Below are 21,388 nucleotides of genomic sequence, written 5' to 3'. Positions count from 1 at the left end.
CCCTCGGAGATAGACGATGACCTTTTCACTGCGCCGCCTCGCCCTTGCCACTGGCTGCCTGCTGCTTGCCAGCAGTGCCATCGCTGCCGAACCGAAACGCCCTGAATGCATCGCGCCGGCCTCGCCAGGCGGTGGCTTCGACCTGACCTGCAAGCTGGTGCAAAGCGCTCTGGTGCAGGAAAACATCCTGAGCAAGCCAATGCGCGTCACCTACATGCCCGGCGGAGTCGGTGCAGTGGCGTACAACGCCGTGGTCGCCCAGCGCCCCGCCGATGCCGGCACCCTGGTGGCCTGGTCCAGCGGTTCGCTGCTGAACCTGGCCCAAGGCAAGTTCGGCCGTTTCGACGAAAATGCAGTGAAATGGTTGGCCGCTGTCGGCACCAGCTATGGTGCCATCGCGGTGAAAAGCGACTCGCCCTACAAGACCCTCGACGACCTGGTCGCAGCGCTGAAGAAGGACCCGAGCAAGGTGGTGATCGGTTCCGGCGGCACCGTTGGCAGCCAGGACTGGATGCAGACCGCGCTGATCGCCAAGGCCGCTGGCATCAATCCGCGTGACCTGCGCTATGTGGCTTTGGAGGGCGGCGGCGAGATCGCCACTGCACTGCTCGGCGGCCACATCCAGGTCGGTTCCACCGATATCTCCGACTCCATGCCGCACATCCAGAGCGGCAGCATGCGCATCCTTGCGGTGTTCTCGGAAAACCGCCTGGATGAGCCGGAGATGAAAGACATCCCGACTGCCAAGGAGCAGGGCTACGACATCGTCTGGCCAGTGGTACGCGGTTTCTACCTCGGGCCAAAGGTCAGCGACGAAGACTACGCCTGGTGGAAGGCCTCGTTCGACAAGATGCTGGCTTCTCAAGACTTCGCCAAGCTGCGTGACCAGCGTGAGCTGTTCCCGTTCGCCATGACCGGCGAGGAACTGGACGCCTACGTGAAGAAACAGGTGGTTGCGTACAAGGCACTGGCCAAGGAATTCGGCTTGGTTCAGTAACCCGCCGAGTCCTTCCACGATCCCTGTGGGAGCGGGCTTGCCCGCGAAGAACGCACCGCGATGCATGGCATCGGCGTTGCCGATGTTCGCGGGCAAGCCCGCTCCCACAGGGAAGTATGAGAGCCGCTTCAATCGAGGATTTTCCAATGATCCTGCAACGCATCTTCGCCCTGGCCCTGCTGGCGGTATGCGCCGCACTGGCCGTGATGGCCTGGCCCTACCAGGCCGCATTTTCCTATGAACCGGTGGGTCCGCGGGCCTATCCGTTGCTGATGCTCGCCTTGATGAGCCTGGGTCTGCTGTACCTCGCCATCCGCCCCACGCCCATCGTGCGCAAGGATGACGAACCCGAACTCGACCGCGCCACGTTGACCAAGATCGCAACCTGCGTCGGCCTGCTGCTGGTCTTCGCCGGCACCTTCGAAGCCCTGGGCTTCATCCTCAGCGCGATCCTGATCGGTATCCCGATGGCCCGCCTGTACGGCGGTCGTTGGTTGCACAGCTCCGTGGTGGTGGTGGTCATGAGCCTGTTCCTTTACTGGCTGTTCGATCACGTCATGGACGTGCCCCTGCCCCTTGGTCTGCTGAGCGTACTGGAGAACTGACACATGGATACCTTGAGCTACCTGGGCCAGGGCTTCGGCGTCGCCCTGAGCCCCTATAACCTGGTCACCGCCCTTTCCGGCACCTTGATCGGCACCGTGGTCGGCCTGCTACCGGGCCTGGGCCCGATCAACGGCGTGGCCCTGCTGATCCCGATCGCCTTCGCCCTTGGCCTGCCGCCAGAGTCGGCCTTGATTCTGCTGGCAGCGGTGTACCTGGGCTGCGAATACGGCGGGCGGATCAGCTCGATCCTGCTGAACATCCCGGGCGAGGCCTCGACCGTGATGACTACCCTCGACGGCTACCCCATGGCCCGCAACGGCCTGGCGGGCGTGGCCCTGTCGCTGTCGGCCTGGAGTTCGTTCATCGGCGCCCTGATCGCCACATGCGGCATGGTGCTGTTCGCTCCACTGCTGGCCAAGTGGGCGATTGCCTTCGGCCCGGCGGAGTACTTCGTGCTGATGGTATTCGCCATCGTCTGCCTGGGCGGCATGGCCGGCGACAAACCGTTGAAGACCTTCATCGCTGCGTTGATCGGCCTGTTCCTCTCGGCGGTCGGCATCGACGCCAACAGCGGCGTCTACCGCTTCACCGGTGACAGCGTGCACCTGGCCGATGGCATCCAGTTCGTGGTGCTGGTACTGGGCCTGTTCTCGATCAGCGAAATCCTCCTGCTGCTGGAAAAGACCCACCATGGCCACCAGGTGGTCAAGGCCACCGGGCGCATGCTGTTCAACTTCAAGGAAGCGGCATCGGTGTTCGTGGTCAACATCCGCTGCGGCCTGCTTGGCTTCATCATGGGCGTACTGCCCGGTGCCGGAGCCACCCTGGCCAGTGCCGTGTCCTACATGACCGAGAAACGCATCGCCGGCGCCAGCGGTAACTTCGGCAAAGGCGACGCCCGCGGTCTGGCGGCTCCGGAAACCGCCATCGGCGCGTCCTGCTGCGGCGCCCTGGTGCCGATGCTGACCCTGGGCGTACCTGGCTCGGGCACCACCGCGGTGATGATCGGTGCGCTGACGCTGTACAACATCACCCCTGGCCCGCTGCTCTTCGAACAGCAGCCGGATCTGGTCTGGGGCCTGATCGCCTCGCTGTTCGTGGCCAACATCATGCTGGTGATCCTGAACATTCCGATGATCCGCATCTTCACCCGCATCCTCGCCGTACCGAACTGGGCGCTGGTGCCGGTCATCGCGATCATCACCGGGATCGGCGTCTATGCCGTGCACGCCACCACCTTCGACCTGTTCCTGATGGTCGGTATCGGCATCATGGGCTACATCCTGCGCAAACTGGACTTCCCGCTGTCGCCGATCCTGCTCGGCTTCATCCTCGGCGGCTTGATGGAACAGAATCTGCGCCGGGCATTGTCGATCTCCAACGGCGAACTGGGCATTCTCTGGTCCAGCCCGATCAGCCTGTCGGTTTGGGTGCTCACCGCCTGCATGCTGACCCTGCCGCTGCTGCGCATCTGGCGCAAGCGCAGTCAGCAGCGCCGGGCTCTGGCCGATGCCTGACCGGTCGTTGCCGCTGTACTGGGCCACCGGGCTGGTCGGTCTTGCTGGCGGTTTTGCCGCCAGCAAGATCGGCTGGCCCTTGCCATGGATGGTCGGGGCGTTGCTGGCGATCATCCTGGTACGCTGCCTGACGCCCTGGCAACTCTCGGAAATCCCCAATGGCCGCAAATGCGGACAATGCATCATCGGCATCGGCATCGGCCTGCACTTCACGCCAGCGATCATCGAACAAGTGGCCAGCCACTTCGTCCTGATCTTCTTCGGCGCACTGTTCACCACCCTGTCCAGCGTGATCAGCGTATGGCTGCTGCGGCGCAGCGGCGAGGACCGCGCCACGGCGTTCTTCGCCAGCATGCCCGGTGGTTCGGGAGAAATGGTCAACCTCGGCGCACGCAACGGTGCCGTGCTCAGCCAAGTGGCCGCAGCCCAGAGCCTACGAGTGCTGGCCGTGGTGCTTTGCGTGCCGGCACTGTTCAAGCTGCTATTGGGCAATGGCGTGGCACTGAATCACTCTGCTGGCGTGAACTGGGGCTGGATAGCCTTGATCGTGCCGGCGGGCGTGGCGGTCGGCTTTGCCTGGCAACGTCTGCGCCAGCCCAACCCTTGGCTGTTCGGGCCATTGCTGGTGGCCGCAGCAGTCAGCCTGGCAGGCAACCTGCAGATCGCTCTGCCCAATGGCGCCAGTCAACTCGGGCAATGGCTGATCGGCAGTGGCCTGGCCTGCCACTTCAACCGTGCATTCTTCCGTCGCGCGCCGGCATTCCTGGGCCGGACCTTGCTCGCCACCCTGCTGTGCATGGTGATTGCCGCCACCGCGGCGTGGGGGTTGAGCGCACTGACAGCGCTCGATCTGCGTTCGCTGACCTTGGGCATGATGCCTGGAGGCATTGCCGAAATGAGCCTGACGGCGGAGACGCTGCAACTGTCGGTGCCGCTGGTGACAGCGTTGCAGGTGATGCGCCTGTTGTTCGTGCTGTTTCTGGCTGAGCCGCTGTTCAGGTGGTGGAACGCCAGCCAGCCTTGATCGCATCGCTCTTTTCGCGGGCAAGCCCGCTCCCACAGGTACAGCACCGTCCTTGCGGCGTGTGGTGTACCTGTGGGAGCGGGTTTACCCGCGAAAAGGCCACCGCGAACTACAACGCCGGCAACGCCCAATTGATCGGCGCCAAGCCCCGCTGCTCGAGAAACCCATTGGCCCGGCTGAAATGTCCACAGCCGAGGAACCCACGATAGGCCGACAGCGGCGAAGGGTGCACCGACTTGAGTACCAAGTGCCTGGTGCCATCGATCAGCTTCTGTTTGCTTTGGGCATGTGCCCCCCACAGCAGGAACACCACGTTCGGGCATTGCTCGCTGACCACCTGGATGATCCGATCGGTGAAGAACTCCCAGCCCTTTTTCGCATGCGACGCAGCATTGGCGCGCTCGACGGTCATGGTCGTGTTGAGCAGCAGCACGCCCTGGTCGGCCCAGCTTTGCAGGCAGCCATGGTTGGGGATGGGAATGTTCAGGTCACGCTGCAGCTCCTTGTAGATGTTCACCAACGAAGGCGGTGCAGGGACACCCGGCTGCACCGAGAAGCACAGGCCATGGGCCTGGCCGGGACCGTGATAGGGGTCCTGGCCGAGAATCACTACCTTAACCTCAGGCAACGGCGTGGAGTTGAGTGCGTTGAAGATCAGCGGCCCTGGCGGGTAGATCTCTTTACCGGCGGCGTGCTCCTGGCGCAGGAACTCGCGCAACTGCTGCATGTAGGGCTGGTCGAACTCGGCACGCAGGGCGGCCTTCCAGCTGGGTTCGAGTTTGATGCGATCGTCGTCAGTCATGGCGCCATCCGTAAACAATGGCGCGACACTAGGTAACCCGGCCACGGCTGTCAATCGATCCGACCGACGACCGGCATGATCGGCGTGGCAAGCCATACTGGATAGATGACTTGCGCGAGGTAGTTCATGTCCATTCACTGCGAGGTACTCACCGGCGTCGATGGCGCCAGGCTCGGTATCGCCACCCTGGATGCGCCCAAGGCGCTCAACGCCTTGAATCTGCCGATGATCGAACGACTCGGCGAGCAGTTGCACAGCTGGGCCCACGACCCCGGCGTCGTCTGTGTGCTATTGCGTGGCAGCGGCGCCAAGGCATTCTGCGCCGGCGGCGACGTCCGCGCCCTGGCCCAGGCCTGTCGCGACCACCCCGGCAGCGTGCCGCCGCTGGCTGCCAGTTTCTTCGCCGCTGAATACCGCCTCGACTACGCCCTGCACACCTATCCCAAACCCCTGCTGTGCTGGGGGCACGGACATGTACTCGGTGGAGGCATGGGGCTTTTGCAGGGTGCCTCGTTGCGCATCGTGACGCCCAGTAGCCGGTTGGCGATGCCGGAGATCAGTATCGGCCTGTACCCGGATGTCGGCGCCAGTTGGTTCCTTGCTCGATTGCCCGGCAAAGTCGGCTTGTTCCTCGGCCTGACCGGTGCACCGATCAACGCCCGGGACGCCCTGGACCTGGACCTGGCCGACCGCTTCCTGGGGGAACAGCAGCAGGACGCCCTGATCGAGGAGTTGCTGCAACTGAACTGGCAGGAACAGACGGCCCTGCAGTTGAACAGTCTGCTCAAGGCCGAGCAGCATCGCGCTAGCGCCGAACTGCCAGCGGCTCAATGGTTGCTCCGCAGGCAAGTGATCGATGAGGTGCTGGATGTGGCCGATGCCGCATCGGCCTGGCGTGCACTGGAAAACCTCAAACATCACCCCGACCCACTGCTGGCCGAAGCTGGCCAGCGCCTGCACGAGGGCTGCCCATTGACCGCGCACCTGGTCTGGGAGCAGATCAGGCGAGCTCGCCATTTGTCATTGCCACAGGTGTTCCAGATGGAGTACGGCTTGAGCCTGAACTGCTGCCGTCACCCGGAGTTCAGCGAAGGAGTGCGCGCCCGTCTGATCGACAAGGACAATCTGCCGCGCTGGCACTGGCCCGATGTGTCGCAGGTGCCGACAGCGGTGGTCGAAGCGCACTTCGCCAAGGCCTGGGAGGGTCGCCATCCATTGGCTGACCTTGGCTAGTGCAGGCTCTCAACGCTGCCAGTTACGATTGCGCTCGCCACGCATGCCGTCCGGCCGGCGCTCGCGCTCGCCACGGCCGCTGGAATACCAGCGATCGTTCTGATAACGCTGGCTGTCGTTTCGATAGTCGTGGCGGTCGCGATCCCGACCGTAGTCATGACGCTGGCGATGGCCATAATCGTTGCGTGGATTGCCATGCCATTGATTCACTCCCGGTCGCGGGTAACCCTGATAATGATGCGGCGCAGGGGCCGGTCGGTAATAGCGAGGCACCGGCTGGTAGTAGTACCGGGGCTGCGGTGCTACATAGTAGCGGTCATAGCGGTAGTAACCGGGGTTCACATAGCCACCGCTGTAGTAGGTATCCGAGCGATAATAACCGCCGTCGCCGTAATAGGGTGCGCAAGCGGAAGTCATCAGGCCCAACAGAGCGAGCAGCAGAATTCGATAGGACATGGCGGCCTCCTGGACCGCTAAGATGCCCGGCCAACGGCGTTGGCGAGCGCCGGCGAGCAGACGCTCATCGGCAATGATTAAGACCGCTGAACCTAGGTGCAGTGCCCTTTGTGCAATAATTTGAAACAGGTAGCTTTGACGTGAACGACCCTCAGCGCTGCCCCGCCTGCGGCGCCCCCAATCGCTGCACCCTGGCCGATCCGCGGACCGCCACGCAGCCTTGCTGGTGCTTCTCGGTCAGCATCGACCCGGCCGTGTTGCAGGCCCTTCCCGACGAACTGCGCGACCGTGCCTGCCTCTGCCCTGCCTGCGCTGCGGTCGAGTTGCAATTACCCGCATCCTCCACAGCGTCGACACGATAGACTGCGTTCCCCAATCGATACCCTCCCAACCATGCGCCTTGACCGCTTCCTCGCCAATCTGCCCTGCTATAACCGCCAGCAGGTCCGCCTGCTGCTCGCCCAGCGGCGCGTACGCCTGGGCGGTGAGGTGGTGGTCGACCCACAGGCCGAGGTCCGCGAATTCAGCCGCGTCGAGGTGGATGAGCAGGTGATCCAGGTCGGGCGTCCGGCGCGCTACCTGATGCTGCACAAACCGGCCGGCTGTGTCAGTGCCACCCAGGACCCGCAGCACCCTACCGTCCTCGACCTGTTGCCCGTGGCTCTACGCGAAGGCCTGCACATCGCCGGGCGTCTGGACTACAACACCACCGGCCTGCTGATTCTGACCAACGACGGCCAATGGTCACGGCGCCTGACCCAGCCGCAGACCAAGCTGCCCAAACACTACCTGGTCGAGACCGAGGACGAGATCGGCGCGCACTACGCTGCCACCTTCCAGCAAGGGCTGTACTTCGCGTTCGAAAACCTCACCACCCAGCCCGCCAGCCTGGACATCCTCGGTCCGCGCAGGGCTCGCCTGGGCATCGTCGAAGGGCGCTATCACCAGGTCAAGCGCATGTTCGGCTTCTTCGACAACAAGGTGGTCGGGCTGCACCGGGAAAGCATGGGCACCATCCGTCTCGACCCCACGCTGGCGCCAGGGGAGTTCCGGGCGCTGAGCGCTGAGGAAATCGCCTCGGTGTGAAGACTGGACACTGTCCGGACGTCATACGACCGCCCAGCGGCTCAGGTCACATTTCTGCTCATGCGGACCTTGCAGGATCACCGCCTCGCTGCTTGACTCCTAATTCGTCGGTCTGCATGTGACCACCTGGTCAGCCCCGCAGTCCAAGACGCCTTTTTGCCGGCCACCCAAGACCCCGATGCCTTGGGGCACGGCAGATTGCCCGCCTATAACAATACCGTCGAACCGTTTGCCATGGATCGACACAGGGCCCCCGGTTAGCTTCAGGCGAATGCCTACCTGTCATAAAGCACGTGCACCCTAGGTGACGCGAATACCCTTTTTGCGCCAGGAGTCGATGACATGAGGCCAGAAATCGCTGTACTTGATATCCAAGGTCAGTATCGGGTTTACACGGAGTTCTATCGCGCGGATGCGGCCGAGAAGACGATCATCCTGATCAACGGTTCGCTGGCTACCACGGCCTCGTTTGCCCAGACGGTGCGTAACCTGCACCCGCAGTTCAACGTCGTGCTGTACGACCAACCCTATGCCGGCAAGTCCAAGCCGCACAATCGTCAGGAACGGCTCATCAGCAAAGAGACCGAGGCGCACATCCTGCTTGAGCTGATCGCACACTTCCATGCCGATCACGTGATGTCCTTCTCCTGGGGCGGAGCCTGCACCCTGCTGGCGCTGGCGCATCAACCCCGGCAGGTGAAGAAGGCGGTGGTCAGCTCGTTCTCGCCGATCATCAACGAACCAATGCGCGACTATCTCGACCGTGGTTGCCAGTACCTCGCGGCCTGCGATCGCTACCAGGTGGGCAACCTGGTCAACGACACCATCGGCAAGTACCTGCCGTCGCTGTTCAAGCGCTTCAACTACCGCCACGTCAGCAGCCTCGACAGCCACGAGTACGCGCAGATGCACTTCCATATCAACCAGGTGCTGCAACATGACCTGCAACGCGCTCTGACCGCAGCGCGCAACATCGACATCCCGGTACTGTTCATCAACGGCGACCGGGACGAGTACACCACCGCCGATGACGCCCGTCAGTTCAGCCGCCATGTGGACAAGAGCCACTTCAGCGTGATCCGTGATGCCGGGCACTTCCTCGACATGGAACACAAGACCGCCTGCGAAGCCACCCGGGAAGCCATACTCGGCTTCCTCAAGCCGACCGTGCGCGAGCATCGACCGCGTTTCAACTACGCGCAGGAGCAGCATGCACTGGCCATCTGAGCGCATCGGCGACCTGGCGCCTCGACCCGCAGGCTAAAGGCCGCCGACAAGCTTTTTTATAACCTTGGGCTTCTCATTGCAGGCAGGTTCTGGTACAAAGTCGACCGTCTACGCGGGTATAGTTTAATGGTAGAACAGTAGCTTCCCAAGCTTCCGACGAGGGTTCGATTCCCTCTACCCGCTCCACATCGCATTCCCGCATGGCGTTCCAGCAACGTCATCGCAGTCAAAAGGAGCCTTGGCTCCTTTTTTCGTTTCTGCACGTTCGTTGACCTGGCCCAACGCCCCCTTTCCCACTCCTCGCTTGAATGCACGGCGCGCCGACATGCTTGCAAGCGAAACGGCTTATGGCGCATATGCTTCATGGATTAGCGAAACATCCGGAAAGGACTGCACATGTTGCTCTCACGCTGGCTCCCAGGCCTCGCCAACCTGCTGCATTACCGACGCGAGTGGTTTTCCGCCGATCTCCAGGCGGGGCTTTCAGTCGCCGCCATTCAGATCCCCATCGCCATCGCCTATGCGCAGATCGTCGGCCTGCCGCCACAGTACGGGCTGTATGCCTGCGTGCTGCCAATGATGGTCTACGCCCTGGTGGGCAGTTCACGTCAGCTGATGGTCGGCCCCGATGCGGCCACCTGCGCGATGATCGCCGGCGCCGTGGCGCCACTGGCCATGGGCGATACGCAACGCACCGCCGAGCTGGCAGTGATCGTCACCGTGCTGGTCGGGGTCATGCTGATCGCCGCCGGCATGGCCCGTGCCGGCTTCATCGCCAGCTTCTTCTCCCGACCGATCCTGATCGGCTACCTCAACGGCATCGGTCTTAGCCTGATCGCCGGGCAGCTATCCAAAGTGGTGGGCTTCAAGATCGAGGGTGATGGCTTCATCCTGAGCCTGCTCAACTTCGTGCAGCGTCTGAACGAGATCCACTGGCTCAGCCTGGCCATTGGCCTCGGTGGGCTGGCCTTGCTGATCTGGTTGCCGCGGCGCTACCCGCGCCTGCCCGCGGCGCTGGTGACGGTGGCGGTGTTCACCCTGCTGGCCGGCGTGCTCGGCCTGGACCGCTTCGGCGTCGCCATTCTCGGTGAAGTACCCGCGGGCATTCCACAACTGGCCTGGCCGCAGAGCAGCCTGGCAGAAATGAAAAGCCTGCTGCGCGACGCCCTCGGGATCGCCACCGTCAGCTTCTGCAGTGCCATGCTCACCGCGCGCAGCTTCGCCGCACGGCACGGCTACGCGATCAATGCCAACCATGAGTTCGTCGCCCTCGGGGTGAGCAACCTTGCCGCTGGCATTTCTCAGGGTTTCGCCATCAGTGGTGCCGATTCGCGCACCGCAGTCAACGACATGGTTGGCGGCAAGAGCCAATTGGTAGGCATCATCGCTGCCCTGGTGATCGCCTTGATCCTGCTGCTGTTCACCGCGCCGATGGCCTGGATCCCGCAGGCGGCGCTGGGCGCCGTGCTGCTGATGGCCGGCTGGGGACTGATCGACATCAAGTCGCTGCCACAGATCCGCCGCCTGAGCCGCTTCGAATTCTGGCTGTGCCTGCTGACCACGGTCGGTGTACTGGGCCTGGGGGTGCTGCCCGGTATCGTCTTCGCCGTGACCCTGGCGATCCTGCGCCTGCTCCATAGCATCTATCAGCCGACCGATGCAGTGCTCGGCTGGCTGCCGGGAACGGAGGGCCAGGTCGACATCCGTCGGCACAAGGACGCCCGTACCGTTCCGGGTCTGGTGGTGTACCGCTTCGACGACGCGATCCTGTTCTTCAACGCCGACTACTTCAAGATGCGCCTGCTCGAGGCCATGCAGACCGAACCCGAGCCCAAGGCCGTGCTGTTCGACGCAGAGGCCGTCACCAACATCGACGTCAGTGGCATGGCCGCCTTGCGTGAGTTACGCGATACCCTGGCCGCTCAAGGTATCCACTTCGCCATTGCCCGCGCCCGCGGCACCTTCCTGCGCATGCTGGTGCGCTCGGGCATGGCCCGGGAAATGGAGGAGAAACAGCTGTTCGGGTCGGTGCGGGCGGGCATCCGGGCGTATCGCGTGTGGCGGAACAGGCAGCGCCAGGAGGCCACGGACCAGTAAACCAACGGGCCATCTCCTGATAGCAACGACACGAGCTTTTAGAGGATGCAGTGCGCACGCCGTGCTAAAGTCCCGCCGTTTCCCGCTTTACCGAATGGAACGCACATGCCAGCCCTCGACGCCCGTCTCGCCCCTTGGCCAGAACTCAACCAACGCCATCCTTGTGATGCGCTGCTGCTCGGCAACGGCGCCAGCCGTGCATTGTGGAAGCCATTCGGCTATTTCTCGCTGTTCGAAGAGGCCCAGCGCGCTGGCCGCAAGAAAGGCCTGGGAGTCAGCGACCAGGCGTTGTTCAAGTCCCTGGGTAGCGAGTTGTTCGAGCCCCTGTTGAGCACCCTCAATCACACGGTGCGGGCCAATGCCGCGCTGGCGATCAACTCGACCGCGCCGCTGAACCGTTATTACTCGATCAAGGAAGCGTTGATCCATGCCGTGCGCACGGTGCACTTGCCGTGGTCGCTGTTACCGACCGCCAGCCTGGGGACGATCAACCTGGCCTTGCGCGGCTATCGCAGCGTCTATACCAGCAACTATGACCTGATCCTGCCCTGGGCCATGCAGCACGACCCACAGGGCTTCGCCACGCTGTTCGACGAGCAAGGTTTCTTCGACGTGCGCCGCCCCCACAGCGAAGGGACCCGTGTCCTGCATCTGCATGGCGGCCTGCACCTGCTCAAGCTGCCCGACGGCAGCACCCGCCAACGCAGCGCCGAAGCCGGCGAACTACTGGACGGCTTTGCCGTGAATATTCCGGGTGAGGTACCGCTATTCGTCAACGAGGAGCGCAGTGACGAGAAGCTGCGCGCCATCCGCAGTTCCGACTACCTAACCTGGTGCCTCGGCCAACTGGCGCAGCAAAGTCAGGGCCTGTGCCTGTTCGGCCAGCACCTGGACAGCAGCGACCGGCACCTGCTCGAAGCGATCCGCCAGGCGCGACCAGCGCATGTCTCGATCGCCATTCGTCCATTGAGCGAAGCGTCGGTGATCAACCAGAAGCAGCACTTCGTCGAGCGCTTCGGCGATATGACGGAGACGACACTGCACTTCTTCGATGCTTCAACGCACCCGTTGGGCGCAGCCGATCTGGCGATCCAGGTGCCGGAGGCGTACCGCTGAGGCGCGTACCGCCTCACCATTGAGGCGCCTTCGGCGGTTCCCACAAAGATTCCGGATCAGATCAACCCATCATTGCGCAGCAACGTCTCCAGACAATGCTCCTGTACGCCATAAAACGCCTTCAACTGGGCAATCTTCTCCAACAGCGCTGCGTTATCCACCGGCTGGCGCCGCTTCACCGCGAGAATCATCTTGTTCTTGTTGGTGTGCTCCAACGAGATGAACTCGAACACCTTGGTCTCGTAACCACAGGCTTCCAGGTACAGCGCGCGCAGGCTGTCGGTGAGCATTTCGGCCTGCTGGCCCAGGTGCAGCCCGTACTGCAGCATCGGCTGCAGCAGGCCTGGGCTGTGGAGCTGCGGGCGGATCTGCTTGTGGCAGCACGGCGAGCACATGATGATCGAGGCGTTGCAGCGAATGCCGGTGTGGATGGCATAGTCGGTGGCGACATCGCACGCATGCAGGGCGATCATCACCTCGATGGCCTCCGGGACCACACTGCGCACATCGCCGCACTGGAATTGCAGCCCTGGATGATCCAGGCGCGCGGCGGCGGCGTTGCACAGGTCGACCATGTCCTGGCGCAATTCGACACCGGTCACCTCGGCCTCGCGACCGAGGGTGTCACGCAGGTAGTCGTGCATCGCGAAGGTCAGGTAGCCCTTGCCCGAACCGAAGTCGGCCACGCGCAGTACCTGCTCCCCAGGGATAGGGGCGCTGGCAAGGGCATGGTCGAAGACTTCGATGAACTTGTTGATCTGCTTCCACTTGCGCGACATGGCAGGAATCAGCGCGCCCTGGGCATCGGTGACGCCCAGGTCGCGCAGAAACGGCCGCGACAGCGACAGGTAGCGCTTCTTCTCGCGATCATGCGCCGTCGAGCCCGCGGCCTCACGCGGTGGCTGGGCGCCATGGCGTTGCAGCATCGGCTTGCCCTTCTTGCTGAAGGTCAGCTGCAACTCGCCGTCGGCATCGAACAGGTGGGCATTGCGAAACCCATCGGGCAACAAGTCAGCCACCAACGCCTGGGCTTCATCCAGCGGCAGATTGCGGGTGATGTCGCGGGTCTGGTGGCGGTAGACCAGCGAAAGGCACGGTTGACCCTTGACCTGCAACGGCTTGGCGATGATGCGCTGCAAGGTCGGGTCGGCGCCCACCGGGCGGGCCAGCACCAACTTGACCAGGGTATCGCCCTGCAGGGCAGCACCGAGCTGGTCGAGGAACTGGGCACGCGCATCCGGCGCGGAGGAAGCGGAAATAGGGGCGGACATGGAAACGGGTGCCTCGAATAGCGGGAAGCGCAGTGCGCAATGCCGCGCATTCTACGTCGATGACCGGGTCAGGCGAAGGCTTTCACGATCGGCGTGGCCGAATCGGGAGTGACAGGACTCCCTTCGCAAGCGGCGGATTCAGGCATAATCGCCGGCTGGCATGCACAACAATATCCGCCTGAACATTTCGCCTGCGCCCATAGCCAATCTGGTTAAAGCCAAGGCCCCGACCACGGAATTCACGATGAAACTGTCTTTGCTGGGCCTGGCCATGGCCCTGGCCGCCCAGGCCGCCCTCGCCGCCCCGACCGCTCCTCCCCTGCAGGACAAGCAGGCCTTCATCGACCACCTCATCGGACAAATGACCGAGGCCGAGAAGATCGGCCAACTGCGCCTGATCAGCATCGGCCCGGAAATGCCCCGCGAAAAGATCCGCGAGGAAATCGCCGCAGGGCGTATCGGCGGCACCTTCAACTCGCGTACCGCACCCGAGAACCGGCCCATGCAGGATGCCGCCATGCGCAGCCGCCTGAAAATCCCGATGTTCTTCGCCTACGACACCATCCACGGCGAGCGCACCATCTTCCCGATCGGCCTGGGCCTGGCGGCGACCTGGGACATGGAGGCCATCGCCAAGGTCGGTCGGACCTCGGCCATCGAAGCGTCGGCCGACGCGCTGGACATGACCTTCGCCCCCATGGTCGACATCGCCCGTGACCCACGCTGGGGGCGCACCAGCGAAGGCTTCGGCGAAGACACCTACCTGACCTCGAAGATCGGCCAGGTGATGGTCCGCGCTTTCCAGGGCAGCAGCCCAGCCAACGCCGACAGCATCATGGCCATCGTCAAGCACTTCGCCCTGTACGGTGCGGTGGAAGGCGGACGCGACTACAACACGGTCGATATGAGCCTGCCGAAGATGTACAACGACTATCTGCCACCCTACCGCGCCGCACTGGATGCCGGTGCCGGCGGGGTGATGGTCGCGCTCAACTCGATCAATGGCGTGCCTGCCACGTCCAACACTTGGTTGATGAACGATCTGCTGCGCAAGGAATGGGGTTTCAAGGGCGTGACCATCAGCGATCATGGTGCCATCCAGGAGCTGATCCGCCACGGCGTCGCCCGTGACGGTCGCGAAGCCGCCAAGCTGGCGATCAAGGCCGGCATCGACATGAGCATGAACGACACCCTTTACGGCGAGGAACTGCCAGGGCTGCTGAAGTCCGGCGAGGTGTCACGCGCCGAACTGGACCAGGCGGTACGAGAGGTTCTGGGCGCCAAGTACGACATGGGTCTGTTCAAGGACCCCTATGTGCGCATCGGCAAGGCCGAGACCGACCTCAAGGATTACTACACCGACGACCGCCTGCACCGCGAAGCCGCCCGCGACGTGGCGCGGCGCAGCCTGGTGCTGCTGGAGAACCGCCAGCAGACCCTGCCGCTGAAGAAGTCCGGCACCATCGCCCTGGTCGGACCACTGGCCGATGCGCCGATCGACATGATGGGTAGCTGGGCCGCCGACGGCAAACCGATGCACTCTGTCACCGTCCGCGAAGGCCTGCGCCGGGCCTTGGAGGGCAAGGCCAAGCTGGTCTATGCGAAAGGCTCCAATGTCACCGGTGACAAGGCCATCCTCGACTACCTGAACTTCCTCAACTTCGATGCTCCGGAAATCGTCGACGATCCTCGCCCCGCCTCCCTGCTGATCGACGAAGCGGTCAAGGCGGCCAGGCAATCGGACGTGGTGGTCGCCGTGGTCGGCGAATCGCGCGGTATGTCCCACGAGTCGTCGAGCCGCACCACCTTGGAAATCCCAGCGGTCCAACGCGACCTGATCAAGGCCCTGAAAGCCACCGGCAAACCGCTGGTCCTGGTGCTGATGAACGGCCGTCCGCTGTCGATCGGCTGGGAGCGGGAGCAGGCCGATGCCATCCTGGAAACCTGGTTCGCCGGGACCGAGGGCGGTAACGCCATCGCCGACGTGCTGTTCGGTGACTACAACCCGGCCGGCAAGCTCGCCATCACCTTCCCGCGCTCGGTCGGCCAGATCCCGATGTACTACAACCATACACGCATCGGCCGCCCCTACACGCCGGGCAAGCCGGGCAACTACACCTCGCAGTATTTCGAGGAGCCCAATGGTCCGCTCTACCCGTTCGGCTATGGCCTGAGCTACAGCACCTTCGAGCTGTCCGGGTTGCGCCTGTCGACCAAGCAACTCCAGCGTGGCGGCACGTTGGAAGCCAAGGTCACGGTGAAGAACACCGGCAAGCGTGAGGGTGAAACCGTGGTTCAGCTGTACCTGCAGGATGTATCCGCCTCGATGAGCCGCCCGGTGAAAGAGCTCAAGCACTTCGAGAAGCTGATGCTCAAGGCGGGTGAGTCGCGCACCCTGAGTTTCACGCTCAACGAAAACGATCTGAAGTTCTACAATGCCCAGCTACAGCGAGTGGCCGAACCTGGCGAGTTCAATGTCCAGGTCGGGCTGGACTCCGAGAACGTGCAGCAGGCGAGCTTCGAGTTGCTGTAACGTACCGCCCCTTTCGCCAGACAAGCCCGCTCCGCCAGGAGCGGGTTCACCCGACAAAGGGCAGGCCCCGATAGTGCAATTTCCCGGACCGCTCCCATGCCGTTTTCCTTTCGCGCCCTGCGTCTGGGGCTGATCACCCTGCTGATTCTGGTCGGCACTGCACTGAGTGCCGGCTGGGCAATGCACCAGGCCAAGCGTCAGGCAATGGGGGACGATGCCTTGCGTGCCAGCCAGCAACTGACACTCTATGCCAACGCCCTGCAAACCTTGATCGACCGCTACCGGGCGCTGCCTGCCGTACTGGCGCTGGATCCAGAACTGATCCAGGCCTTGGCCGGGCCGGTCGATGAAACCACCCGCGACGCCCTCAACCGCAAGCTCGAACGCATCAATGGTGCAGCCAATTCCTCCACCCTCGAACTGCTCGACCGCACGGGCCTTGCAATCGCGGCCAGCAACTGGCGTTTGCCGACCTCCTACGTCGGCTTCAACTATGCCTTCCGGCCCTACTTCAAGGCGGCCCGCAGCCAGGGCAGCGGCCGCTTCTACGGTGTCGGTGTGACCAGTGGCGTGCCAGGGTACTTTCTCGCCAACGCCATCACCGACGAGCAGGGCCGCTTTCTCGGCGCCATGGTGGTCAAACTGGAGTTCCCGGAATTGGAGCGAGAGTGGCGTCAGGGCAGCGATGTGCTGCTGGTGAGCGACGCCCGTGGCATCACCTTCATCGCCAATCAGGACGGCTGGCGCTACCGCGAGCTTGAGCCTTTGAACAGCGCCGACCGTGCCGAGCTGGCCGAAACCCGTCAGTACAACAAGCACCCCCTGGTGCCCTTGCAACACGAAATACTGACCCGCTTTTCCGCCAACAGCCACCTTAGCCGCGTCCAGGGCCCGGAAGGCAGCGCCGAATACTTGTGGGAAAGTCTGCCACTGGATGCCGAAGCCTGGACCCTGCACCTGTTGCGCAAGCCCCGGGTCGAAGCCGCCGGGCGCAACGCGGCACTCGGTGCTGCCGCTGTGTGGTTGAGCCTGGTATTCGCCATGCTGTTCGTCAGCCAGCGCCTACGCCTGGCCCGCGTGCGCCAGCGCAGCCGTGAGGAACTCAAACGCCAGGTCGAAGAACGCACCCGGGAGCTGCGTACCGCACAGGAAGGCCTGGTGCAGTCGGCCAAGCTGGCCGCGCTGGGGCAGATGTCAGCCGCCATGGCCCACGAGATCAACCAGCCGTTGACCACCCAGCGCATGCAACTCGAAACCCTGCGCCTGTTGCTCGACCACGGCCGCTACCAGGAGGCACGTCAGGCCCTGGAGCCGCTGGAGCAGATGCTCACGCGCATGGCCGCGCTCACCGGTCACCTGAAGACCTTCGCGCGCAACAGCCCAGTCGGCCTGCGCGAGCGCCTGGACCTGGCCGTAGTGGTCGACCAGGCCCTGCACCTGTTGCAAACGCGGATCCGCGCCGACGACGTCGAGGTCGCCTTGTACCTGGCGCGACCGGCCTGGGTACGCGGTGACGCCATCCGTCTCGAGCAGGTGCTGATCAATCTGCTGCGCAACAGTCTCGACGCCATGGCCGACAAAGGCTACAAACGTCTGGAGATTCGCATCGAGCCCGAAGCAACGCAGTGGCGCCTGAGTATTCTGGACACCGGCGGCGGCATTCCTGAAGCGGACCTGGCACGGATCTTCGATCCCTTTTTCACCACCAAGCCCGTGGGCGAAGGACTTGGTCTGGGCCTGGCGATTTCCTACGGTATCGTTCATGAGTCCGGTGGCCAGTTGCAGGCCGAGAACCTGCCTGGGGGTGCCCGCCTGAGCCTCACCCTGCCCCAAGATCAGGAGCCTGCATGTTGAATTCCGTGATCGTCGTCGACGATGAAGCCAGTATCCGTACAGCAGTCGAGCAGTGGTTGAGCCTGTCCGGCTTCAACGTGCAGTTGTTCGGCCGCGCCGAAGATTGCCTCGCCCAACTGCCCCGCCACTTTCCAGGCGTGGTGATCAGCGATGTGCGGATGCCGGGCATGGACGGTTTGCAATTGCTCGAACGCCTGCAAGGCGATGACCCCGACTTGCCGGTGATCCTGCTCACCGGCCACGGCGATGTGCCGATGGCGGTCGAGGCCATGCGCAACGGCGCCTATGATTTCCTGGAGAAACCCTTCACTCCGCAGCACCTGCTGGGCAGCCTACGCCGCGCCTTGGAAAAGCGCCAACTGGTACTGGAGAACCGCCACCTGCATGAGCAGGCCGACCTCAAGTCGCGCCTGGAGGCGACCCTGCTAGGCATGTCCCAAGGCCTGCAACAGTTGCGCCGACAGGTGCTGGACCTTGCCAACCTGCCGGTGAACGTACTGATTCGCGGAGAGACCGGCAGTGGCAAGGAGCGGGTCGCGCGCTGCCTGCATGACTTCGGCCCGCGCGCCGACAAACCCTTCGTCGCACTCAATTGCGCAGCCATTCCCGAAACGCTGTTCGAGGCCGAACTGTTCGGTCATGAAAACGGTGCATTCACAGGCGCCCAAGGCAAACGTATCGGCAAGCTGGAGTACGCCAACGGCGGCACCCTGTTCCTCGACGAGATCGAAAGCATGCCCCTGGCCCAACAGGCCAAGCTGCTGCGGGTGATCCAGGAGCAGAAACTGGAGCGGCTGGGGGCCAACCAGAGCATCAGCGTCGATCTGCGGATCATTGCCGCCACCAAGCCTGACCTGCTTGAAGAGGCCCGCGCCGGGCGGTTCCGCGAAGACCTGGCGTATCGCCTGAACGTCGCCGAACTGCGCCTGGCACCGCTGCGGGAGCGGCGTGAGGACATCCCCTTGCTGTTCGAGCACTTCTCCCGGGCGGCGGCTGAACGGCTGGGCCGCACCGCCCCTGCGTTATCGGGGCCGCAGTTGGCGCAACTACTGGCCCATGAGTGGCCGGGCAATGTCCGCGAGCTGGCCAATGCGGCTGAGCGCCATGCCCTGGGGCTCGGCGCGTCGAACATCGAGGTGGCTCCAGCCGGCCCCGCGCTGGCTGAGCAGATGGAAGCGTTCGAGGCCCAATGCTTGCGCGCGGCATTGCGCCAGCATGGCGGTGAAATAAAAGCCGTGATGGAAGCGCTGCAAGTGCCGCGGCGTACATTGAATGAAAAGATGCAACGGCATGGCCTGGCGCGGGAAGATTTTCTTCCGCGGCAATAGGCGGATTTCCGCTCATTAGCCCCGCACAATAAGCGGAAGATCGCTCACCAGGGCGCATGGGGCTGCCCTGAAGTCCCACCCGGGGCAATCTCGTTGTTGCTGAAAGCAGTGCCCCAGGCCAGTATCGACGGGGCTTCCATGGACGCTTGGAACCCGCCACGCACTCAAATGAATCACGGCGCCCCCGTTTGGCACACCTTCTGCAATTGCCCTGGCAAGCTGCGCTCAGGCGCGCTCCACAAAAACAACGAGAAGGTATCCCAGATGGATAACGCCACCTCCCTGCCAGCCGGGGCGGCCGTCGCGCCCGCCGCTGAAAAGTCCACGTCCAGCCGTCTGAAATCGATCTTCAGCGGTTCCATCGGCAACATGGTGGAGTGGTACGACTGGTACGTCTATGCCGCATTCTCCCTGTATTTCGCCAAAGCTTTCTTCCCTGCCGGCGACACCACCGCACAATTGCTCAACACCGCCGCGATCTTCGCCGTGGGCTTCCTGATGCGCCCGATCGGTGGCTGGCTGATGGGCCTGTACGCCGACCGCAAGGGACGCAAGGCCGCACTGATGGCCTCGGTGCTGTTGATGTGCGCAGGCTCGCTGGTCATCGCCCTGACCCCCGGCTACGACACCATCGGCGTCGCCGCTCCGATCCTGCTGGTCATCGCACGTTTGCTCCAAGGTTTGTCGGTTGGTGGTGAATACGGCACCTCCGCGACCTATCTCAGCGAGATGGCCACCAAGGACCGCCGCGGCTTCTTCTCCAGCTTCCAGTACGTGACCCTGATCTCCGGTCAGCTCATCGCCCTGGCGGTGCTGATCATCCTGCAACAGACCCTGACCACCGAACAGCTCTACGCCTGGGGCTGGCGCGTGCCCTTCGTGATCGGCGCGATGTGCGCAGTGGTCGCGCTGTGGCTGCGTCGCGGCATGGAAGAAACGGCTTCGTTCACCAAGAAGGAAAAAGCCAAGGAAAGCGTGATGCGCACACTGATGCGCCACCCCAAGGAACTGATGACTGTGGTCGGCCTGACCATGGGCGGCACGCTGGCCTTCTATACCTACACCACCTACATGCAGAAGTACCTGGTCAACACAGTGGGCATGAGCATCAGCGACTCGACCACCATCTCGGCCGCTACGCTGTTCCTGTTCATGTGCCTGCAGCCGGTGATCGGCGGCCTCTCCGACAAGATCGGCCGCCGCCCCATCCTGATCGCCTTCGGTGTGCTGGGCACGTTGTTCACCGTACCGATCCTCAGTACCCTGCACACCATCGAGACCTGGTGGGGTGCGTTCTTCCTGATCATGGCGGCTCTGATCATCGTCAGCGGCTATACCTCGATCAACGCTGTGGTGAAGGCCGAGCTGTTCCCTACCGAAATTCGCGCCCTGGGCGTAGGCCTGCCGTATGCCTTGACCGTGTCTATCTTCGGCGGCACCGCTGAATACGTGGCGCTGTGGTTCAAGAGCGTCGGTCTGGAGAGCGGGTTCTACTGGTATGTCACCGGCTGCATCGCTTGCTCGCTGCTGGTTTACGCCACCATGAAAGACACCAAGCAGCATTCGCGGATCACCACTGACTGAGCGTGATACCTCGCAATGGAAAAAGGGCGGCCGGTGAAATGGGCGCCCTTTTTCAGTTTCACGGGTAGTCGAGGTAGCTGGTTTGGTGCTGCGCACCTGGCCCTACAGGCGCCTACGCTCGGCCTCCTGACGTCGCAAAGTTAGGGGCGGCGCCACCACTGGCGTTATCTTCGAATGACAGACCGCGGGCAGCGATTCGCCTGCCGTTGCTCTGGCTTTTGATCTTGCCTTGCTTTTGCTTTTGATCTACCCGCGACCTCAGGAGGCCGCGCGGGCCCGCAAGCCGCCGGAGCGAGGGGACCCCGAAGCGCAGCATAGGGGCCGGATGTGGGAGCAAGCGGTTTTGTGCAACTTTTTCCAAGAAAAGAAGTTGCCCGCCGTTCAGGCGGAAGGAGCCAGTGGCGCCGCTACACAAAATGGATCGTTCCCAATCTGAATGCAGACCAGCTCCAGCCTTAACCTGCAATTAATGCCCAGCCCACGTCATTGATTCACAGGGCAAATTCATCACGCCAGCCTCCATTTCCTAGCACCGCAGAGCCGTGGCTCAAAGGGAGCACCCAAACACATCGATAAAATCGATTTTTAAGCTCTATTTTTTGCGCTTTTTAATCAAATTATTCGGCGTAGGATGAAACCCATAGAAGCAAACAACCT

17 protein-coding genes and 1 tRNA gene are annotated in these 21,388 nt (G+C 63.1%); 15 read left to right on the top strand and 3 right to left on the bottom strand.

The window, feature by feature from the left end:
* Positions 1-16 precede the first annotated feature (16 nt).
* The 4 genes from KY379_RS21595 to KY379_RS21580 all read left to right on the top strand — a co-directional run bounded on the left by KY379_RS21595 (position 17) and on the right by KY379_RS21580 (position 4,144).
* Complete coding sequence (locus KY379_RS21595; protein WP_133332051.1) at positions 17-997, top strand: Bug family tripartite tricarboxylate transporter substrate binding protein; 981 nt, start codon at positions 17-19, stop codon at positions 995-997.
* 146 nt (positions 998-1,143) lie between these two features.
* Positions 1,144-1,602 carry a tripartite tricarboxylate transporter TctB family protein gene (locus tag KY379_RS21590; RefSeq protein WP_261241479.1) on the top strand — a complete coding sequence of 153 codons (459 nt, stop codon included), beginning with the start codon at positions 1,144-1,146 and terminating at the stop codon, positions 1,600-1,602.
* A 3-nt stretch (positions 1,603-1,605) separates the two neighbouring features.
* On the top strand, positions 1,606-3,120 hold the full coding sequence (locus KY379_RS21585; RefSeq protein WP_261241478.1) for a tripartite tricarboxylate transporter permease: 1,515 nt from the start codon (positions 1,606-1,608) through the stop codon (positions 3,118-3,120).
* Entirely contained in the window at positions 3,113-4,144 is a 1,032-nt protein-coding gene (locus KY379_RS21580) for an AbrB family transcriptional regulator (RefSeq protein WP_133332048.1), read from the top strand. Before KY379_RS21585 ends, KY379_RS21580 begins: the two co-directional genes overlap by 8 nt.
* Before the next feature lie 109 nt (positions 4,145-4,253).
* Here KY379_RS21580 and ung read toward each other — a convergent pair whose 3' ends face one another.
* Positions 4,254-4,946, bottom strand: a complete 693-nt coding sequence (gene ung / locus KY379_RS21575) for a uracil-DNA glycosylase (RefSeq protein ID WP_133332047.1) — start codon at positions 4,944-4,946, stop codon at positions 4,254-4,256.
* A gap of 126 nt (positions 4,947-5,072) precedes the next feature.
* On the opposite strand from ung, the gene KY379_RS21570 reads away from it, so the two are divergent.
* Positions 5,073-6,179, top strand: a complete 1,107-nt coding sequence (locus tag KY379_RS21570; RefSeq protein ID WP_261241477.1) for an enoyl-CoA hydratase/isomerase family protein — start codon at positions 5,073-5,075, stop codon at positions 6,177-6,179.
* A 9-nt stretch (positions 6,180-6,188) separates the two neighbouring features.
* On the opposite strand, the gene KY379_RS21565 is transcribed toward KY379_RS21570, so the two are convergent.
* Positions 6,189-6,635, bottom strand: a complete 447-nt coding sequence (locus KY379_RS21565; RefSeq protein WP_261241476.1) for a hypothetical protein — start codon at positions 6,633-6,635, stop codon at positions 6,189-6,191.
* Between the two features lie 140 nt (positions 6,636-6,775).
* Here KY379_RS21565 and KY379_RS21560 point away from each other — a divergent pair, with 140 nt between their 5' ends.
* From KY379_RS21560 to KY379_RS21535, 6 genes are all read left to right on the top strand, one after another.
* Complete coding sequence (locus KY379_RS21560) at positions 6,776-6,997, top strand: cysteine-rich CWC family protein (protein WP_133332044.1); 222 nt, start codon at positions 6,776-6,778, stop codon at positions 6,995-6,997.
* 31 nt (positions 6,998-7,028) lie between these two features.
* Entirely contained in the window at positions 7,029-7,721 is a 693-nt protein-coding gene (locus KY379_RS21555; protein WP_133332043.1) for a pseudouridine synthase, read from the top strand.
* Positions 7,722-8,063: 342 nt separating this feature from the next.
* On the top strand, positions 8,064-8,948 hold the full coding sequence (locus tag KY379_RS21550; protein WP_133332042.1) for an alpha/beta fold hydrolase: 885 nt from the start codon (positions 8,064-8,066) through the stop codon (positions 8,946-8,948).
* Positions 8,949-9,060: 112 nt separating this feature from the next.
* A tRNA-Gly gene (locus KY379_RS21545) sits at positions 9,061-9,134 on the top strand.
* Between the two features lie 210 nt (positions 9,135-9,344).
* Complete coding sequence (locus KY379_RS21540) at positions 9,345-11,045, top strand: SulP family inorganic anion transporter (RefSeq protein WP_261241475.1); 1,701 nt, start codon at positions 9,345-9,347, stop codon at positions 11,043-11,045.
* 105 nt (positions 11,046-11,150) lie between these two features.
* Positions 11,151-12,161, top strand: coding sequence for a DUF4917 family protein (locus KY379_RS21535; RefSeq protein WP_261241474.1), 1,011 nt, complete (start codon positions 11,151-11,153; stop codon positions 12,159-12,161).
* A 56-nt stretch (positions 12,162-12,217) separates the two neighbouring features.
* Here the strand turns inward: KY379_RS21535 and KY379_RS21530 are convergent, their stop codons facing one another.
* Entirely contained in the window at positions 12,218-13,432 is a 1,215-nt protein-coding gene (locus KY379_RS21530; RefSeq protein WP_133332038.1) for a class I SAM-dependent methyltransferase, read from the bottom strand.
* A 244-nt stretch (positions 13,433-13,676) separates the two neighbouring features.
* Between KY379_RS21530 and bglX the strand changes: the two genes are divergently transcribed.
* From bglX to KY379_RS21510, 4 genes are all read left to right on the top strand, one after another.
* Positions 13,677-15,965: a beta-glucosidase BglX gene (gene bglX, locus KY379_RS21525; RefSeq protein WP_133332037.1), complete on the top strand. Its 2,289-nt coding sequence runs from the start codon at positions 13,677-13,679 to the stop codon at positions 15,963-15,965.
* A 96-nt stretch (positions 15,966-16,061) separates the two neighbouring features.
* Positions 16,062-17,819, top strand: coding sequence for an ATP-binding protein (locus KY379_RS21520; protein WP_261241473.1), 1,758 nt, complete (start codon positions 16,062-16,064; stop codon positions 17,817-17,819).
* Positions 17,813-19,147: a sigma-54-dependent transcriptional regulator gene (locus tag KY379_RS21515; protein WP_261241472.1), complete on the top strand. Its 1,335-nt coding sequence runs from the start codon at positions 17,813-17,815 to the stop codon at positions 19,145-19,147. The genes KY379_RS21520 and KY379_RS21515 overlap by 7 nt, the downstream gene beginning before the upstream one ends.
* Positions 19,148-19,411: 264 nt before the next feature.
* Positions 19,412-20,731, top strand: coding sequence for an MFS transporter (locus KY379_RS21510; protein ID WP_133332034.1), 1,320 nt, complete (start codon positions 19,412-19,414; stop codon positions 20,729-20,731).
* Positions 20,732-21,388 lie beyond the last annotated feature (657 nt).

This window comes from Pseudomonas sp. HD6422 (assembly GCF_025377065.1).
GTDB classification, from domain to species: Bacteria; Pseudomonadota; Gammaproteobacteria; order Pseudomonadales; family Pseudomonadaceae; genus Aquipseudomonas; species Aquipseudomonas putida_U.
Note: the sequence above shows the minus strand (reverse complement) of the source record. Positions and strands in the feature narration are given on the sequence as shown.

Coding starts and splice junctions, on each gene's coding strand:
- KY379_RS21535 (WP_261241474.1), top strand. CDS start 11,151: ATGCCAGCCCTCGACGCCCGTCTCGCCCCTTGGCCAGAACTCAACCAA.
- KY379_RS21540 (WP_261241475.1), top strand. CDS start 9,345: ATGTTGCTCTCACGCTGGCTCCCAGGCCTCGCCAACCTGCTGCATTAC.
- KY379_RS21550 (WP_133332042.1), top strand. CDS start 8,064: ATGAGGCCAGAAATCGCTGTACTTGATATCCAAGGTCAGTATCGGGTT.
- KY379_RS21520 (WP_261241473.1), top strand. CDS start 16,062: ATGCCGTTTTCCTTTCGCGCCCTGCGTCTGGGGCTGATCACCCTGCTG.
- KY379_RS21585 (WP_261241478.1), top strand. CDS start 1,606: ATGGATACCTTGAGCTACCTGGGCCAGGGCTTCGGCGTCGCCCTGAGC.
- KY379_RS21555 (WP_133332043.1), top strand. CDS start 7,029: ATGCGCCTTGACCGCTTCCTCGCCAATCTGCCCTGCTATAACCGCCAG.
- bglX (WP_133332037.1), top strand. CDS start 13,677: ATGAAACTGTCTTTGCTGGGCCTGGCCATGGCCCTGGCCGCCCAGGCC.
- KY379_RS21595 (WP_133332051.1), top strand. CDS start 17: ATGACCTTTTCACTGCGCCGCCTCGCCCTTGCCACTGGCTGCCTGCTG.
- KY379_RS21565 (WP_261241476.1), bottom strand. CDS start 6,635: ATGTCCTATCGAATTCTGCTGCTCGCTCTGTTGGGCCTGATGACTTCC.
- KY379_RS21510 (WP_133332034.1), top strand. CDS start 19,412: ATGGATAACGCCACCTCCCTGCCAGCCGGGGCGGCCGTCGCGCCCGCC.
- KY379_RS21580 (WP_133332048.1), top strand. CDS start 3,113: ATGCCTGACCGGTCGTTGCCGCTGTACTGGGCCACCGGGCTGGTCGGT.
- KY379_RS21515 (WP_261241472.1), top strand. CDS start 17,813: ATGTTGAATTCCGTGATCGTCGTCGACGATGAAGCCAGTATCCGTACA.
- KY379_RS21530 (WP_133332038.1), bottom strand. CDS start 13,432: ATGTCCGCCCCTATTTCCGCTTCCTCCGCGCCGGATGCGCGTGCCCAG.
- ung (WP_133332047.1), bottom strand. CDS start 4,946: ATGACTGACGACGATCGCATCAAACTCGAACCCAGCTGGAAGGCCGCC.
- KY379_RS21570 (WP_261241477.1), top strand. CDS start 5,073: ATGTCCATTCACTGCGAGGTACTCACCGGCGTCGATGGCGCCAGGCTC.
- KY379_RS21590 (WP_261241479.1), top strand. CDS start 1,144: ATGATCCTGCAACGCATCTTCGCCCTGGCCCTGCTGGCGGTATGCGCC.